The 15,147-nt window shown below is 58.3% G+C and carries 18 protein-coding genes and 2 pseudogenes; 13 read left to right on the forward strand and 7 right to left on the reverse strand.

The genetic code is table 11. The annotated features are described in order from the left end of the window. Positions 1-40: 40 nt before the first annotated feature. The 3 genes and pseudogenes from BGRAMDRAFT_RS23685 to BGRAMDRAFT_RS23695 all read right to left on the reverse strand — a co-directional run. On the reverse strand, positions 41-658 hold the full coding sequence (locus BGRAMDRAFT_RS23685; RefSeq protein WP_006051383.1) for an IS3 family transposase: 618 nt from the start codon (positions 656-658) through the stop codon (positions 41-43). Beyond that, the gene (locus BGRAMDRAFT_RS23690; RefSeq protein ID WP_006051384.1) at positions 655-951 is read right to left on the reverse strand and encodes an IS3 family transposase; all 297 of its coding nucleotides are present in this window, start codon (positions 949-951) and stop codon (positions 655-657) included. Before BGRAMDRAFT_RS23690 ends, BGRAMDRAFT_RS23685 begins: the two co-directional genes overlap by 4 nt. Positions 952-1,022: 71 nt before the next feature. After that, positions 1,023-1,897, reverse strand: a pseudogene (locus BGRAMDRAFT_RS23695) (IS110 family RNA-guided transposase); the annotation flags it as partial. 860 nt (positions 1,898-2,757) lie between these two features. Here BGRAMDRAFT_RS23695 and BGRAMDRAFT_RS34660 point away from each other — a divergent pair. The 6 genes and pseudogenes from BGRAMDRAFT_RS34660 (at position 2,758) to BGRAMDRAFT_RS35995 (ending at position 5,346) form a co-directional block, all read left to right on the forward strand. Next, positions 2,758-2,973, forward strand: a complete 216-nt coding sequence (locus BGRAMDRAFT_RS34660; protein WP_006051386.1) for a hypothetical protein — start codon at positions 2,758-2,760, stop codon at positions 2,971-2,973. After that, a pseudogene (locus BGRAMDRAFT_RS35520) lies at positions 2,957-3,157 on the forward strand (IS5/IS1182 family transposase); the annotation flags it as partial. The gene BGRAMDRAFT_RS34660 and the pseudogene BGRAMDRAFT_RS35520, both read left to right, overlap by 17 nt. A 129-nt stretch (positions 3,158-3,286) precedes the next feature. Continuing rightward, positions 3,287-3,523 (forward strand): ribbon-helix-helix domain-containing protein, encoded by a 237-nt coding sequence (locus BGRAMDRAFT_RS23705; protein WP_006051389.1) that lies wholly within the window; start codon positions 3,287-3,289, stop codon positions 3,521-3,523. A gap of 5 nt (positions 3,524-3,528) precedes the next feature. Next, positions 3,529-3,849: a type II toxin-antitoxin system RelE/ParE family toxin gene (locus BGRAMDRAFT_RS23710; protein ID WP_006051390.1), complete on the forward strand. Its 321-nt coding sequence runs from the start codon at positions 3,529-3,531 to the stop codon at positions 3,847-3,849. 517 nt (positions 3,850-4,366) lie between these two features. Then, positions 4,367-4,525: an integrase arm-type DNA-binding domain-containing protein gene (locus BGRAMDRAFT_RS35990; protein ID WP_332309991.1), complete on the forward strand. Its 159-nt coding sequence runs from the start codon at positions 4,367-4,369 to the stop codon at positions 4,523-4,525. Positions 4,526-4,560: 35 nt separating this feature from the next. After that, positions 4,561-5,346, forward strand: coding sequence for an AlpA family phage regulatory protein (locus tag BGRAMDRAFT_RS35995; protein ID WP_322789601.1), 786 nt, complete (start codon positions 4,561-4,563; stop codon positions 5,344-5,346). 222 nt (positions 5,347-5,568) lie between these two features. Here BGRAMDRAFT_RS35995 and BGRAMDRAFT_RS35525 read toward each other — a convergent pair whose 3' ends face one another. Beyond that, positions 5,569-5,706 carry a hypothetical protein gene (locus BGRAMDRAFT_RS35525; protein WP_232292345.1) on the reverse strand — a complete coding sequence of 46 codons (138 nt, stop codon included), beginning with the start codon at positions 5,704-5,706 and terminating at the stop codon, positions 5,569-5,571. A 261-nt stretch (positions 5,707-5,967) separates the two neighbouring features. After that, positions 5,968-6,531 (reverse strand): TetR/AcrR family transcriptional regulator, encoded by a 564-nt coding sequence (locus BGRAMDRAFT_RS23720; RefSeq protein ID WP_006051394.1) that lies wholly within the window; start codon positions 6,529-6,531, stop codon positions 5,968-5,970. Between the two features lie 114 nt (positions 6,532-6,645). On the opposite strand from BGRAMDRAFT_RS23720, the gene BGRAMDRAFT_RS23725 reads away from it, so the two are divergent. The 3 genes from BGRAMDRAFT_RS23725 (at position 6,646) to BGRAMDRAFT_RS23735 (ending at position 9,298) form a co-directional block, all read left to right on the forward strand. Beyond that, positions 6,646-7,290 carry a glutathione S-transferase gene (locus BGRAMDRAFT_RS23725; protein WP_006051396.1) on the forward strand — a complete coding sequence of 215 codons (645 nt, stop codon included), beginning with the start codon at positions 6,646-6,648 and terminating at the stop codon, positions 7,288-7,290. A gap of 82 nt (positions 7,291-7,372) precedes the next feature. Then, positions 7,373-8,338, forward strand: a complete 966-nt coding sequence (locus BGRAMDRAFT_RS23730) for an alpha/beta fold hydrolase (RefSeq protein ID WP_006051397.1) — start codon at positions 7,373-7,375, stop codon at positions 8,336-8,338. Positions 8,339-8,566: 228 nt separating this feature from the next. Then, the gene (locus BGRAMDRAFT_RS23735; RefSeq protein WP_006051398.1) at positions 8,567-9,298 is read left to right on the forward strand and encodes a dienelactone hydrolase family protein; all 732 of its coding nucleotides are present in this window, start codon (positions 8,567-8,569) and stop codon (positions 9,296-9,298) included. A 556-nt stretch (positions 9,299-9,854) separates the two neighbouring features. On the opposite strand, the gene BGRAMDRAFT_RS23740 is transcribed toward BGRAMDRAFT_RS23735, so the two are convergent. Further along, on the reverse strand, positions 9,855-10,646 hold the full coding sequence (locus tag BGRAMDRAFT_RS23740; protein ID WP_006051399.1) for an alpha/beta fold hydrolase: 792 nt from the start codon (positions 10,644-10,646) through the stop codon (positions 9,855-9,857). A gap of 350 nt (positions 10,647-10,996) precedes the next feature. Between BGRAMDRAFT_RS23740 and BGRAMDRAFT_RS23745 the strand changes: the two genes are divergently transcribed. The 4 genes from BGRAMDRAFT_RS23745 to BGRAMDRAFT_RS23760 all read left to right on the forward strand — a co-directional run bounded on the left by BGRAMDRAFT_RS23745 (position 10,997) and on the right by BGRAMDRAFT_RS23760 (position 13,719). Further along, positions 10,997-11,422, forward strand: coding sequence for a MarR family winged helix-turn-helix transcriptional regulator (locus BGRAMDRAFT_RS23745; RefSeq protein WP_006051400.1), 426 nt, complete (start codon positions 10,997-10,999; stop codon positions 11,420-11,422). Between the two features lie 76 nt (positions 11,423-11,498). Next, the gene (locus BGRAMDRAFT_RS23750) at positions 11,499-12,047 is read left to right on the forward strand and encodes a nuclear transport factor 2 family protein (RefSeq protein WP_006051401.1); all 549 of its coding nucleotides are present in this window, start codon (positions 11,499-11,501) and stop codon (positions 12,045-12,047) included. 2 nt (positions 12,048-12,049) lie between these two features. After that, on the forward strand, positions 12,050-13,096 hold the full coding sequence (locus BGRAMDRAFT_RS23755; protein WP_006051402.1) for an aldo/keto reductase: 1,047 nt from the start codon (positions 12,050-12,052) through the stop codon (positions 13,094-13,096). A 2-nt stretch (positions 13,097-13,098) separates the two neighbouring features. After that, on the forward strand, positions 13,099-13,719 hold the full coding sequence (locus BGRAMDRAFT_RS23760; protein WP_006051403.1) for a glutathione S-transferase family protein: 621 nt from the start codon (positions 13,099-13,101) through the stop codon (positions 13,717-13,719). A 3-nt stretch (positions 13,720-13,722) separates the two neighbouring features. On the opposite strand, the gene BGRAMDRAFT_RS23765 is transcribed toward BGRAMDRAFT_RS23760, so the two are convergent. Beyond that, positions 13,723-14,706, reverse strand: a complete 984-nt coding sequence (locus tag BGRAMDRAFT_RS23765; RefSeq protein WP_006051404.1) for an AraC family transcriptional regulator — start codon at positions 14,704-14,706, stop codon at positions 13,723-13,725. Between the last annotated feature and the right edge of the window lie 441 nt (positions 14,707-15,147).

The following is a 15,147-nucleotide window of genomic DNA, read 5'->3' on the forward strand; positions in this document are numbered from 1 at the left end:
CAGTGCCCTTTGCACTTCGCACCATGCAACACCTCCTCGATTAAAGGTGTTGCGAGGACCGGTTGAATCCGCCCTGGCTGCCCCTGTCCGAATGCAGGACCAGCCCCCGCGCTGGCCGACGCTGCTGCAGCGCCATGGTCAGTGCTGACATGACTAGTCCGGTCGGCATGGTGGGAGCCATAGACCAGCCGACTACCTTGCGCGAGAACAGGTCCAGCACGACCGCCAGATACAGCCAGCCCTGCGCCGTGCGGATATACGTGATATCAGAAACCCATGCACGATTAGGCTCGTCCACGTCAAACTGCCGGTCGAGCACGTTTGCGGCCACAGGTAGCGTATGCCTGCTGTCGGTCGTGGAGACGAACTTGCGCTTCCAGCTCGTGCGCAGGCCTGCTTCACGCATCAGCGTACGCACCCGGTAACGGCCAATACGTAGCCCTTTCTCCCGCACTGCATGCATCACACGCCGGCTGCGATAGCTCGCGCCGCTGGCGGTGAAAGCTGCCTTGACGTGGGTCCGTTCATGCACACTCTTTGCACTCGGCTTCGCTCGCCGGTGCGCATAGTAGCCAGAGCGGCTCACCTGCAAAACGCGGCAGGCGTGACTGACCGATATGGCCTCCTGTTGCAAGTGCGTTACCACGCGGTAAGTCACTTCAGTTCCCGGGCAAAGAAGGCCGACGCTTTTTTTAGCAGCGCGTTGTCCTCTCGCAATTGCCGGTTCTCAGCTTCAAGTTGCCGGATGCGCTGCTGTTCAACAGTCAGCGGCTTGCCCTCGCCGGGGCCGCCAGCACGTTCCGCATCGTACTGCGCCACCCAGCGCCGCACGGCTGTCTCAACAAGGCCCATCGAACGGCTGACTTCGCTGACCGATAACCCCTGGTCTCGTACCATCCGTACCACTTCCAGCTTGAAGCTGGCGTCAAACTGTCGGCGCCTTCTTGTCATCTATTGGTTTTCCTCGTCGATTCAGGATTGTCCCCCTATCGACCTGTCCGAGGAAATTAGACCACCACAGCCTTCTGCATTGCCCGATAGATGACCGATCTGGCACCGTGGATCAACATGGTTCGCAAGTATGCATCTCCGCGCTTGCTCATGCCTAACAAGTTCTGCTTGCCACCGCTTGAATGTTGTCGAGGAACGAGTCCCAGCCACGCGGCAAGCTCCCGACCATTGGCGAAGTTTCTCGCGTCACCGACAGTCGCCACAAGGCGGTTGCAGTGAGAGGACCGATTCCCGGGACCTTCTCAAGGCGCTGGCTCGCCTCATTGTCGCGGTGCCACGCCTTGATCACCGCTTCGATCTCGTCGATCCGGCGATGCAGCATCCTCAGATGCTCAAGCAGCCGGTCGATCAGCAGGCGGAACGAGCCGGGCAGCGCATTGCTTGCATCGTCGATAAGCTCGGGCACTCGCTGGGTGATATAGGCAATGCCCTGCGGCACAACAATCCCGAATTCGCTCAGCAGTCCACGAATTTGGTTCGCTTGTGCTGTGCGAGCCTTGACGAAACCTTGGCGAACACGGGGCAGCGAAAGCACCGACTGCTGCTCGATGTTCTTGATCGGAACAAATCGCATCGACGGCCGGCCTACCGCCTCACAAATCGCCTCGGCATCGGCCGCGTCGTTCTTATTACTCTTGACGTACGGTTTTACGAACTGAGGTGCCATCAATTTGACCGTATGTCCGAGTGCTTGCAGTTTGCGCGCCCAATGATGGGCGCTACCGCATGCTTCCATGCCGATCAGGCACGGCTGAAAGTTGGCGAAGAACGTCGCGACCTGCTCCCGACGAAGCTGCTTGCGAAGGAGAACCTTGCCGTTCCGGCTTACCCCGTGGACCTGGAACACATTCTTGGCCAAGTCAATGCCGATCGTTGCAATCTCCATGATGGGCGCTCTCGCTACTCGAGTGGTTGTTGACACTTCCACTCTGGCACATCGATGCCGTTATAGGTGGGGGCGTCCATCCCATTGCTTACCGTTGTTCTATACACGTGAGAGAGAAGCGGTATCGGTGCCCAAAACCGGCGCAAGCCTATCCTGCAGTACCGTGTTTTTAGTGCGCATTTTGTCGCCCCGCGTAAACGTTTTGCGTTGACGTTTCCGTCGCCGCGCAAACGTCCGTTCAGGCCCTGCGCCATCATGTGCGAATGGGTGAGCAAGGGCGTTGCGTAGCGGTCTTTCTTCCAGAGTAAACGGCACGCGTATGCCTGTGCGTTGAAGGATGCGTAACCCGTGCGTGATGCTTCGGCGTTCAGGTGTCAATCACGTGAGTAAAGCGTGCGTGCCGTTGTGTACATGTCTCGCGAATGGACACGCGTGTGACGTGCTCGGGGGCGGCACGGCTGCGTGCGTATCAGCTCCGCTGACGGTGTCGCTGGCTGTGCGCGTGACTGACGCATTGATGTTCGATTCGCTACGCCTGTGCGCATCCGGAGTTCGTGCCTTCGTTCGATGTGCATACGCTGCGTACTGCTGGTCGACGTCCATGTGTAACCGGGGAGGATGCCGGTCGAACAGCATGCGTGTCAGGAGCAAACCGGGATGCGTAACGGAGGACGTGTCGCACGCGCACGACAGTGCCCCAAAAAGTGCGGTGTTCTTACGGGTTCACGTCGCGTCCCAAGTGTTCCCATGTGCGCTTGCCCTGCAAAAAAAGGTTGTTGACGCGTGCGCGCGCTGTGCGCAGGATGGGATGAACGTTGTGCTTGATCTCGTGTGCGATGGTGTGCGCAGGAGGATGACTCATGCCTGTCGCGAAGGTCTATACAAAGTCGCAATGGGAAGCGTTCGCCCGCGCACTCGATGCACTACCTGAGAAGCCTGAGGCCGAACATGGCGTCACGGTGCGCGATGCGATGAAAGACATGCGCGCACGTGTACACGCGGCGCAGGCCAAGGGCTACACACTGGAGCAGATCGCGCAGCAGGCGAAGCCGCGGCGGCGAACTCTCGAAGACTGATCCCGACGCTCGCCCCTGGCGACGAGCGGCAAAGGCTCGGGAATGGTGGGCAACAACGTGCAGGTGGCCGTTGACGCCAAACACCACCTCGTCGTGGCTTACGCGGTCACAAACTCTGACAGTGATCGTGCAGCTTAGCCCCATGGCAAAAGCTGCGCGCGACGCAATGGGTAAGGCCAGACTACCGTATCTATTCCGCCGATACGGGGGCCGTCCGCGGACGGTCGTATGGTTGCCTTCGTATTCGTTTTTGAGTATATTGAATACGATAATGTACTGGGAGTGCACTGTGTCTCGGACGACCCCTACCACGATGACGGTTCGCCTTAGCGGCCCGCTCAGCGACTTTGTTTCCGCGAACGTCGGTGAACATGGCGACTACGAGAACGTCAGCGAGTACGTTCGGGATCTAATTCGTCGCGATAAGGAACAGAGGGAGGCGAAGGAATTCGAGCGGCTCAAGGCTGAACTGGCCCATGCCTACGCCGCTCCTGAATCGTCGTATAAGCCATTGACGGCGGCCGATGTGATCGCGCGCAATCGGACCTGACAGGAATGCCAAGGGTACAGGTCCGCATACAGGAAGCGGCGTCTTTCAGAATCGACGAAATCTATCGCTATACGCGGGATCGGTGGGGCGGGCAGCAGGCCGATCGCTACATTGCTGGTTTGTTCGATGCTTTTGACGGCATAGCTGATCACCGAACACCTTCACGTCCCGTTCCGGCGGAATTCGGCATTCAGGGCTATTTTTTCCGTTACGAACATCATTTCGTCTATTGGCGCCTTCTATCCGACGGTAACGTAGGCATCGTCACAATCCTGCACGAGCGGATGCATCAAATCGATCGTTTCCGGGATGATTTTGGTCTGTGACTTGATCGCCGGGCGCGGCGACGGAAAACCGTGTTTCGGCCCGGTGAAATCACGAACGGGACCGCTCCAAAAATCGGAAAAACGGGTCTTTTGGAGTATGGGTAAAAGTATGGGTAGTGGAAGGGCGTTTTATAAAAGCCTTGCCTGTAAAGGCTTTCCGGGCGATTCGGCATCCCTCCGTCTCCGCCAGGAGCACCTTCCGGGACATTTCACCATGTCCCGGACTAAACCCCGGAAGGCCGCCACAAGCGCCTTCCGGGGTTTTTTCTTTGCTGCTTCCGGCTCGTACCGACAGAATCGACCCATCAAGTTGGGGTGAAAGTAGGGGTGGGAAATGGCGGAATCTCAATCCAGGCAACCTCATTGGCTCTCGCCAGCTTCGCATAGCGAAGCTGGTTGATCGCGGTTACTACGCCGATGGTGGCGGCCTTTATTTCCAGATTTCTGGCTCGGGTTCGCGCTCCTGGATCTATCAGTTCAACTATTCGGGCGTTCGCGCGAGATGGGGCTTGGGCCGATGACGACTGTCTCGTTGGCAGAAGCGCGTACCGAGGCGGCTCGATGCAGGGCACTCGTGAAGGACAAGATTGACCCGATCGAGGCGCGTAAAGAGGCGCGGCGCATCGTGACGGTGACAACCCTGCACGCTGGCGTGGTCACCTGGATAAGGTGCTAGCAAAGCGCAGGCGCGCCCTGAAGCATTTTCCAGCGTTGCCGTGGGCCGACATCCCTGAATTCATACCAAAGCTTAAGCTGAAGGAAGACCAAGGTTCTCGCTCAGCCGCGATGTTGCACCTGGTGATCCTGACCGTCTGTAGAACGAATGAGATCCGGAGAGCGCGGCCCGAAGAGTTCGACTTACTCCACAAGATTTGGACGATCCCCAGCAAGCGGATGAAGATGGGCCTTCCGCACCGCGTACCGTTGTGTGATACGGCCTGCGATCTCGCGAAGAGGGCTATGCAGACGGCCAGGTATGGCTATCTCTTTCCGGGCGACAAAAAGGGCGCTCCGCTTTCGAATATGGCGATGCTCGAGTTGCCTGATGGTATGGGATATTCAGAGATCACGGTGCACGGGTTTCGTTCGACATTTCAGGACTGGGCGGAGGAGTATGGTGAGTATCCCGAAGTGCTAGCCGACAAGGCGATTGCCCACAAGACGAGCAACAAGGCCCGCCGTGCGTATCAGCGAGGTGACATGCTCGAGAGGCGCCGAAAGATGATGGACCACTGGTCGCAGTACTGCGCGGGGATGTCTGCGAGCGTCGTGTCAATTACGCCCCCGAAGGAGAATCCGGCAAAGCAACGTTTGATTCGCCTTCGCGAGGTGCGTCTGCGTGTTGGCCTGGGCACAAGTACTGTCTATCGGTATCTGGCCGGAGGTAAGTTTCCACGGCCAGTGCAAATCGGTGGTGGTAGGGTTGCATGGCTAGAGACCGACGTTGATGCATGGATTGTCGACCGCGTTGAGGCCAGTGGGCCCGGAGCAACCTAGCTTGATTCCATTCTGTCGCGGCGGTTTGCGTGACATCAGAAGCCATCGGAGCGCGACAGAACACGGACTTGCGGGACCTTGAGTTGCTCGGTCGTACTGCGGGAGTGAATGCTTCGTTTTCCTTTTTAATTCGCCCTCCGCCCTCGGCAGAAGTGCTTCCCGTAGCAGTCATATTGTCCCGACACGGAGCCCGGGAGAGTGCCTGATATGGCGGCCTTCGGCTCACCGACCCACCGGCCAGTCACGCTTGCGCCCAATGGCTTCGCCGATGGCGTGGTTTTCCATGGCCGCTTCCGTATCCTGATCCGCTTTTCGGCGCACACGTTCCCAGTCAGTGCAGCTTTCGCCGCGAGCGAACATCGTGCATTTCCGCGCTAGTCATCGAAGTGATTTTCGAGCCACTCGCGATAGGCGCACTGTTCATCTCGTTTGGCCGGCGGAAACTCACGATTCGCAGCGGTCCTCACCCGGAACGAACGCCACCGACAATACGGTCAGAACCTCGGATACGTAGCCAAAAGCCCGCTGGCGCCGTCCGCCATGATGAGGGCAATCTACGAACAGCGTATGTTCACTTTCCCGCACCCGATCGGCATCGCAAAGTCACAGCGCCTGCGCTGTTTACGCAAAAAGGCCGGTACTTCGATATGCCTGGACCGTAGCGTCGAAGACCGACACGTCGCCGCGTCCACGAGCGACCAGTTGCGCGCCTTCAATAGCCGCGAAAATTGCTAGCGCGTGGCGCTTAATAGACTCGGCATCTCTTCCGTCCTCTCTGAGAGACAGAACCTTAAAAAGCCAGTCGACGTTTACCTCGGTGAAGTGATCGACTTCTACCCGGACTTCGGCGGGAAGGTCATGATGCTCTGCCGCCATGATGCCGCAAAGACACATTCGATTGTCTTGCACGAGTGCCGAACGAAAGATGCTCGCATAGCGCTCCAGCGTCAGCTGCTCGTTATCGAACCGTTCGAGAAGGTCATGCAGCAAAGTGACCGCTTCCTCCGTGTACTGGCGCGCCAACGCCGCGCCTAGATCACCCTTTGTAGGAAAGTGGTGATGCACGCCTGCACTCTTGATGCCGACCTCTTTGGCGATTTCGCGGAAACTCAGCGCGTTGTATCCACGCGCCTGAACCATGCGTCGGGCAGAGCCCAGAATGCGCTGTTTGGTGTCCGTTGTCATGTGGGAGACTCTAACACGATACCTATCGATAAGTAAGTGTTGACACGGGGAGGACGCCTCGATAAAGTGCGCTTCACTTACCTATCGATAGGTAATTAACTTTTGAGACCGACCATGAAAATTTTCGACATTCCAGGTTTTCCCAACCCGCTTCGCATCCGGATCGTGCTGGCGGAGAAAAATCTTGCTTCCCAGATTGAGTTCATCAAAGTTGATCTTCCCGCTGCGGAACACAAGCAAGCCGCCTTCCTCGCCATCAACCCCACCGGGACTGTGCCCGTTCTGCAGTTGGATGACGGAACGTACATCTCGGAGTGCACGGCCATCACTGAGTATCTTGACAATCTTGACGGCAATCCGGTGCTGACGGGCAAGTCGCCAAAAGAGAAAGCGCTGGTTCATATGATGCAGAAGCGGGCTGAGTCAGAACTGATCGATGCGGTAGGGATCTACTTTCACCATGCGACGCCCGGTCTTGGACCGGCGCTTCAGGCGTACAAGAGCCCCGATTGGGAGGGCCGCCGAGAATGGGGTGAACGCTCACGCGACAAGGCTGTTGCCGGGATGCGCTACTTTGACAAGGTGCTCACGGCACAACCGTACGTTGCGGGCGAATCCTTCTCAATGGCGGATATCACGGTTTGGGCGGGACTTGTGTTCGCTGGTTTTGCAAACATTCGGGTCCCCGAGGAATGCACCGCGCTGCTCAATTGGCGGCAGACGATTGACGAGCGCTCTTCCGTCAAGAATCCGGCGTAAGCAGCGTTCGTCCCCAACACCACGCCAGTTCTCGGAGCGCAGTAAGAATATTTTTGAATGTGTTGAATTCAGGAGTACTGAAGTGAGAAAACCGATAAAAATCGCGACGGTCAAGGCGGGGGTGCTAGTACTTGCTACAGCTGCCGCTTTCGCAACTACGCCATCCAATGCGGCAGGGGAAGGGCAGAACCTGCGCGCCGTCTACACGCATCAGACAGCGCCGACGAGGTTTATCGATGTAAACGGTACGAAGCTCGCCTATCGCCGTTTCGGAAAACCCGGCAATGTGCCGCTGGTCTTTTTCCAGCACTTTGTGGGCAACATGGACAACTGGGACCCTGCGGTCATTGACGGCTTTGCTAAAAATCGAGAGGTAATTCTGTTCGACAACGCCGGCGTCGCCAGTTCAGAAGGAGAAGTTCCCAGCACCGTCGAGGGGATGGCACGGCATGCTATCGACCTGCTTCACGCACTCAACGTCAAAAGGGCTGATCTTCTCGGATTTTCTCTGGGAAGTCTCGTAGCACAGGAAGTTGCCGTTGAGCGCCCTGAAGTTGTTCGACATCTGGTGTTGGTTGGGAGCGGACCTCGCGGCGGGGCTGGAATGGCCACGCTTACGCCAGAGTTCCAGGAAATGATCAAGAAGGACAGCGGAAACAACGATCAACTGCTGCTTGATGTGTTCTTCACGCAATCAGACGCGAGTCGCGCTGCGGGACGTGAATTCCTCAATCGCCTTCATGCTCGTTCGCGCGATCGTGACCCGGACGTGAATGATAAGGTCGCACCGGCGCAGGTAGCGGCGTTCGCGGCATGGGGCGCGCCTCACGCTGATGCGGATGCATACCTGAAAAACATCAAGCAGCCTGTGCTCATCGTGGGCGGCAATCACGACATCGTTCATTATCCGGTGAATTCGTTCACCCTGGAGGAGAAGCTGCCGAACGCTCAGCTGATTCTGTACCCTGACTCGAGTCATGGGGCGCAGTATCAGTATCCCAAGCGCTTCGTGGCCGATGTCACGGCCTTTCTCGATCGCGAAGACTAGAACCTTCATGCAGCAGCCGGTGCTCGCTTATGTTCATCGTCTCATAGCTGCTAGCCACGGAGAAACCTCGCAGCGACAAGAGACGAGTTTTTCAACTCTCAGGCGCGGGGTTCCGTGGTCATAGGCGGTACACGGATGCCCTTTGCGACTCTGAAAGCCGGTTGACCACGCAATAAGCAGGCAGCCGCGCTTAACTTGAACTGTCGATAAATTATGGGAGGAAATCCGATGCGCAACGTGGGAACCATGGTCAGCTTTTGCCGTCCGGACGGTCAAGCCGTTGAGGGCTATCTTGCTAATCCGGCGAAGCTGGAAGGCGCGCCGGCAATCGTTGTGATCCAGGAGTGGTGGGGGCTTAACGCTCAGATCCGGGGCGTGGCGGACCGTCTGTCTCACGCGGGCTACATCGCGCTGGTGCCCGACCTCTACAGAGGAAAGTCTACAGTCGAGGAAGAAGAGGCTCACCACTACATGGATAGTCTGGACTTTGCTGACGCAATCTCTCAGGACGTTCGCGGCGCGGTTCAATACCTGAGTACGTACACGAGAAATATCGGTGTGACCGGGTTTTGCATGGGCGGCGCATTGACGCTTCTTGCCCTCAGCGCTGTCCCTGAATTTGCGGCTGGCGTTATATGGTATGGATTCCCGCCGCTGGATCGCCTGGACGCTTCTGGCATCAAAGCGCCCATCCAGGCGCACTGGGCCACACAGGATGCATTCTTTCCTGCCGCGGGTGTGGATGTGCTTGAGGAGAGGTTCGCCCGCAGTGAGGTCTCGGCGGAATTCCATCGCTATCTTGCACATCATGCGTTCGCCAATGAAACCGCCGTGGGCGATGGGCGCATATCAGGCACGCAATACGATCCGGTTTGGGCGCAACTCGCGTGGGACCGCACACTGACGTTTTTTGGCCGCACCCTTTGGAAGGAGCCAGTCGTAGTGAGACGTACGTCATAACCCACTGCGGTATTTCATGGCGCGATGCGACGCAGCGGCGAAAGGCGCAACACGCGGTCCATGGGCGGGGGTGGGGGTCTCGCTATGCTGCACGCCGTGGAGATTGGCAGGACGAAGACGTCGCTGCCCCTTCCTAAAATCTCTGCTTGGGGGTACATCACCCCGTCACCAGATCGCAACGCATTACGCTCGCTGTGACCGTCATTCCTTGTCGGCTAGAAACCGCGGACAAAGCGAAGAATCTCGAGGTTATGCTTTTCCGCGTCGCCGGCATGTTGATCCTGCTGGCCATCTACGTCGCTCCTGCTCACGCCAGTTTCATTAGGCGAAGCGCTGACGGGTGAGATCCGTTGCGTAGCTGATTGGCCGGATGTGGTTGCCATGCAAGCGGAAAATAGCAATGACGACAGAAGCGTCGCAGCTACCACGAATATTTTGCGTGTGATCATTTTAAGGTCGTCAGGAAAATGATATCTCTGTCACTGCGTGAGCTATTGCGCAAGAGGGCGGGCGCGGCGGGCGTTAGTCCCCGCCGCGCTGATGCTTTCGAGACCGGTCAGAGCACGCCGGTGGCTCGTGCCGCGTCGAGAACTACCGCGGCCACTGCGGCAGGTTGAGACATCAGTGCTACATGGCTCGCGCCAGCAATCGACGTAATCTTCGCGCCGATCTGTTTAGCCTCGGCCTGCTGGAGCGCCGCGGGAATGATCTGGTCCTGGTCGCCATAGACCCACCACGACGGTTTGGACTTCCAGGCGGCCACAGACACCTTATCGGTAAGACAGCGCGCATTGAGCGGCCCCTGAGCCGTGGCGAGCACACTGGATGTGTCTTTCGGAAGGTCCGGTGCGAAACTGCTCAGGTAAGTGTCAGTGTTGAGCGTAAGGAATCCAGCTTCGTCGGATACCAGACCTGCCTGCCAGGCCGGCTTCGGAAAGGGACTCGTCAGATCGGAGATCGACTGATTGTCTGCGGGCGCGAATGCTGACACATAAACGAGACCTGCAACCTTGTTAATGCTGCCGGCTTGCGTAATGACGGCGCCTCCGTAGGAATGTCCGACCAGAAGGACTGGGCCCTGCTGGGCATCGATGGCACGGGTGACGGTTGCGGCATCGTCGGCTAGCGACGTGCGGGGAAGCTGAACAGTCACTACTTTCAGGCCACGCGCCTGCAGTACGCGCGTGACTGATGACCAGCTAGACCCATCGGCCCACGCCCCGTGTACGAGTACGACCGTGCCCGTGGTGCTTGCGGAAGAGCTGCCGCATGCCGCAACGGATGCGAGAGTGACGAGACCGAGCGATACGACAAGAGCAGCAAAGAGCCGCAGAATGTAAGACTTCATGATAGGAAGGTTAAGACGCCAAATGAGATTCCAATATCGCGCCCGTCTAGCGACAGGAAGTATCAGGACGAGCGCGACGCCAACACGAACGGTAACCGGGCTAAGGGGCGCCGCCTATTGCACGTCGTCCGGTTTCAATGACATTGCGTCCGAAAGATAAGAGAGAAGATTTCCGTGGCCCATAAGACTGTATGCGCCAGCCTGTTGCAGTGTCCGCCGGCGAAGCGTGGGCGACGGAAAAGTCGGCCGATCTCTGAGGCGGCCCCTCACAAAAGCACCTCTTTGGCTGAATAGTGAGCCGCTATCCCGAAGCATTGACAAATGTGTAATAGCACATGAGAATAAGAAACATGAAACCGCTCACTGGTCCCGATCTTTGTCACTGTCTGGCTGCACGTCGCGCTGCCAGGTACGTGTCGCGTATTTACGATAGCCACTTGTCAGGCGTAGGTATTTCGATCTCGCAATTTTCGATACTTGCGCTCGTTGAAGAGCATCCAGGAATTGCGGTTGCCGATCTGGCGGACCTGATGGTGATGGAGCGGACCACGTTGGTACGTGCACTCAGACCCCTGAGGGACGCAAAGTGGTTGACGAGCGATGCGGAAGGTCCGAAAGCGGCACTGACGTTCACGCTGTCCGCTGCGGGCAAGGCGAAGCTGTCGGAGGCTGAGCCCTGCTGGCGAGCAGCGCAGGCGGAGTTCGAAGCTGGCGTCAGTCGCAAACAGGCGGCTGCACTGCGGGCAGGTCTGTTGACCGTTGTCTTTGCAGGCTGAAAATTTTTCGTTCATATGTGTAATTGCACATATTATCTGTCTCATTCCGATCAACGTCTTCTTTCAAGGACTTTGCATGACAGCCTTTCCTTCCGTCCCGCATGTGAGCACAGTCAGCGCCGAAGACCGGGCGAGCGCCGTCGACTTCGTCAATCGCGTCAACTGGTTCTTCGAGACATGGGACGTCGAAGCCATGATCGAGGCATTCCTGCCCGACGCCGTGGCGTACCACTTTCACGGAACGATTAATGGACACACCGAAATCCGGCGCTTCTTCGAGCATGACTATCCGTATCTGATACCTGGCGTGGGGCGTCATGCCACAAACCATATCGTCGATGAGGACGAAGACGGCGTGGTCGTGCGATATCAAAACCTGCTGATCCGCTATGCCTCGCCCGAGGATGCGTCGAAACTCGGTGCGGGCCAGGTGATGCACAGCGATGCCGGGCTGCCCGCGATCTGGCTGTATTCGCCGATGCGTGACCGGCTGCGCAAGACGGCGGCGGGGTGGAGGATCTATGAGCGCTATATCGGCGGTTCGACCACCAGTCGTGTCCTCACGCCTGCCGACACATCAGCAGCTGCCGTGGCGCCGTATCTCCCGAAGCTTCAAGGGGTGTAATCGTGCGATATCGTGTCTTCGGTAAACATACGGGCCTGCGCGTGTCTGAGCTGGTTCTTGGTACAGCCAACTTCGGCGGCCGGTGGGGGTACGGGTCAGATCTTGACGCCGCACGCGAGATCGTCGACCGATATGCGGACGCGGGCGGTAACTTTGTGGATTGCGCCGACGTGTATCAGTTCGGAGAATCCGAGGAGTTTCTCGGTAAGCTCCTCTCGGGCCGTCGCGATAACTTCGTGGTTGCGACCAAGTACACTCAGGCATCGGCACCCAACGCGGGCGCTTTGGCGACGGGCAATAGCCGGCTCGCGATGCGCCTGTCCGTTGAGGCGAGCCTCAAGCGTCTCAAGACCGATCGCATTGACCTCTACTGGGTGCACTTTTCCGATGGCATCACGCCAACGGACGAGATCATGCGAGGCCTGGACGACCTGGTGTGCAGCGGCAAGGTGCTCTATATCGGACTGTCCGACTTCCCTGCGTGGCGCGTTGCGCGGGCGGCAACGATCGCCGAGTTGCGCGGCTGGGCGCGAGTCGCCGGCTTGCAGTTCGAGCACAGCCTGGTGGAGCGCACAGCCGAGCACGAACTGATACCGGCAGGCCAGGCACTTGGACTGGGGATGGTGGCGTGGTCGCCGCTCGGTGGTGGACTGCTTTCGGGCAAGTACCGTCGGGGCGAGAAAGGGCGCCTTGAAGCACTGGGCGGTGCCGTATTCCAGCAGGAAAATTCCGGCCAGCGTACGGCGATCGTCGATGCCACCCTTGCGGTTGCAACCGAGCTTGGGGTCACGCCATCCGAGGTGGCAGTAGCGTGGGTCTTGCTAAAGGGTTCGCTGCCGATCATTGGACCTCGGACGAGCGAACAGTTATCGGCATACCTTGGCGCTGCAAAGCTCACGCTTGCGCAGCATCACGTCGAGCGGCTGGATGATGCCAGTGCATTGGCTCCGATCTTTCCGCAGTCAATGATTGACGCGCCTGCGTACCGGCAAGCTGCGGCCGGAGGCCAGTACGAGCGCATCGTCATGCCTGAAACGCCGGCTCCCTGACAATGCCCGCCGACGTTACCCTGTATGGCGCGAAGACGGGTAACTGTCTTCGTGTGGCGATTGCGCTGGAGGAACTCGCGATCGCCCACCAGGTCGTGAAGCTCGATCTTCGGGCGGGGGAGCAGCGCACACCAGACTTCCTTTCACTGAATCCGAGTGGAAAAGTGCCGGTGCTGCGAGTTCGCTCGTCGGCGGCGCCTCCGCTTGTCCTCGCGCAGTCCAATGCGATTCTTCTTTACCTTGCGCGACGAGCGGGAGGCAGGTTGTTACCGCCCGAAACGGATGCATCGGCGCCCTTTGCACTCGAGCGATTCTTCTTTTTCGTGACTGACGTGATCGCGCCCAGCCACGCGGCCTTCTTTCTGAAGAACAAAGGGTGCGAGGAGGGACAAAGATTGATGGAACGGCGCAGCCTTGAGATGCTCCTTGCAAGCGAGAGGTTTCTGCAAAACGCACCGTTCATGGCAGGGCAGTCATTCACGCTCGCAGACATCGCTGCTGTCAGCATAGTGGCCGCGCAGTCGCCGTCGATCGACTGGGCGCGGTATCCGCAACTTCAGCGATGGTTCGCTGCCGTGATGGCGAGGCCCAGCATAGAGCGTGGCATGATCGCTTTCGACTGAAGCTCAGCGTGACGGCATGCCCTGATCCGGATCTGCACCATGACGTATGGCACCGGGCGAATATCCGAAATGTGCCTTGAAGGCCCGCGAGAACGAGGAGTCCGACTGGTAACCGGCGACAGACGCTGCCTCGCTGATTCGCACACGACCGTTGCGCAGCAGGTCGGCGGCAAGGCTCAGGCGCCACCGTGCGAGATACCTGAGCGGCGGCTCGCCGACAATCTCCGTGAATCGGTCCGCAAAGTGCGACCGGGACATGGTCGCAATCTTCGCAAGCGCACCCAGTTTCCATTCATGCGCGGGATCCTCATGCATGGCCGCCAGTGCACGCCCAAGTCGTGCGTCGCCGAGGCCCCGGAGCCATCCGCTATGAGCGGGACTCTTCGCCACCCACTCGCGCAAGCTCCGTATCACCAGCAGATCGATCAGGCGCGAGATCATGAGCGCAGCGCCTGGCGACGGCTCGCTCGCTTCCAGCCGCACGAACCGCAGGATCGCGTGTTGCCATTCCGGTGTACCCGATGCGTCGGCCCGGAGATGAATGACATCCGGGAGACCCGCGATCAATGAGCCGGCGGACGCGGATTCGAATACGAACGAGCCCGTCAGGACGCGAAAGGGCTTTTCGGCGAAGCTGCGACATTCATCGGGTCGCGAGGGTGATCCGGGCAGAGAGTCACGCGCATGGATTGCGGAGAGAACATGCGCACATCCCTTAGGTAGCAAAACAAGATCACCGGCGACTAACGTGGTCGTATCGATAGCGATCGCGTCGAGCCGGAAGGCGCCGTCCTGAATAAAGTGAAAGCGGGCGCGTCCAGCATCAAAGGGCTTGCGTTGCGCCTCGACCGTCTCGTATATCTCGATTGATTCGCCTCGTAGCCGTATCAGATCGAGAACGTCGGAAAGCACATCTTGCCGGGACAGCCTGTGTGCACGCGATTCGCGCTCATGAATGGATCGCCTCATCGCGTCGTCGCCGATCATGTCTTGCGCCTCAAAAAAAAGCGCACTTCAGGGAACGTGCGCCGCGACAAAAGAAGGACCGGTATGGAGGAGCGCTCCTTCATGCCGCAAAAAGAACAAACGCAATCACCTGCCATGGCACGCGAAAGCGATTCCACGCGCACAGTAGTTAAAAGCGTGCACAGCATAGCGGATCCAGTTGTTCGCATAAATCCGTCGATGATGAATACACATGCTGCCAGGCGCGAACAATCGGGCGAAGCGTTGCTGGTTCTGAGATGCATCGGTTGAGGGCCGGTAGAGCTACTGGTTAGCGCCTTGAAAAGTCTTGACGTTTTAGATTTCACATGTAATCTAACGCCAGTTAGAAGTTGTTCAAAATCTAAATAGCCGCGTTGTCCGGTCCGCGCAATCAGTTGGTGCGCCGATTGGTCGAGACGCCGTTTCGCGACGAGGCGAACG

Source organism: Paraburkholderia graminis C4D1M (assembly GCF_000172415.1).
In the GTDB taxonomy this organism is placed as follows: domain Bacteria; phylum Pseudomonadota; class Gammaproteobacteria; order Burkholderiales; family Burkholderiaceae; genus Paraburkholderia; species Paraburkholderia graminis.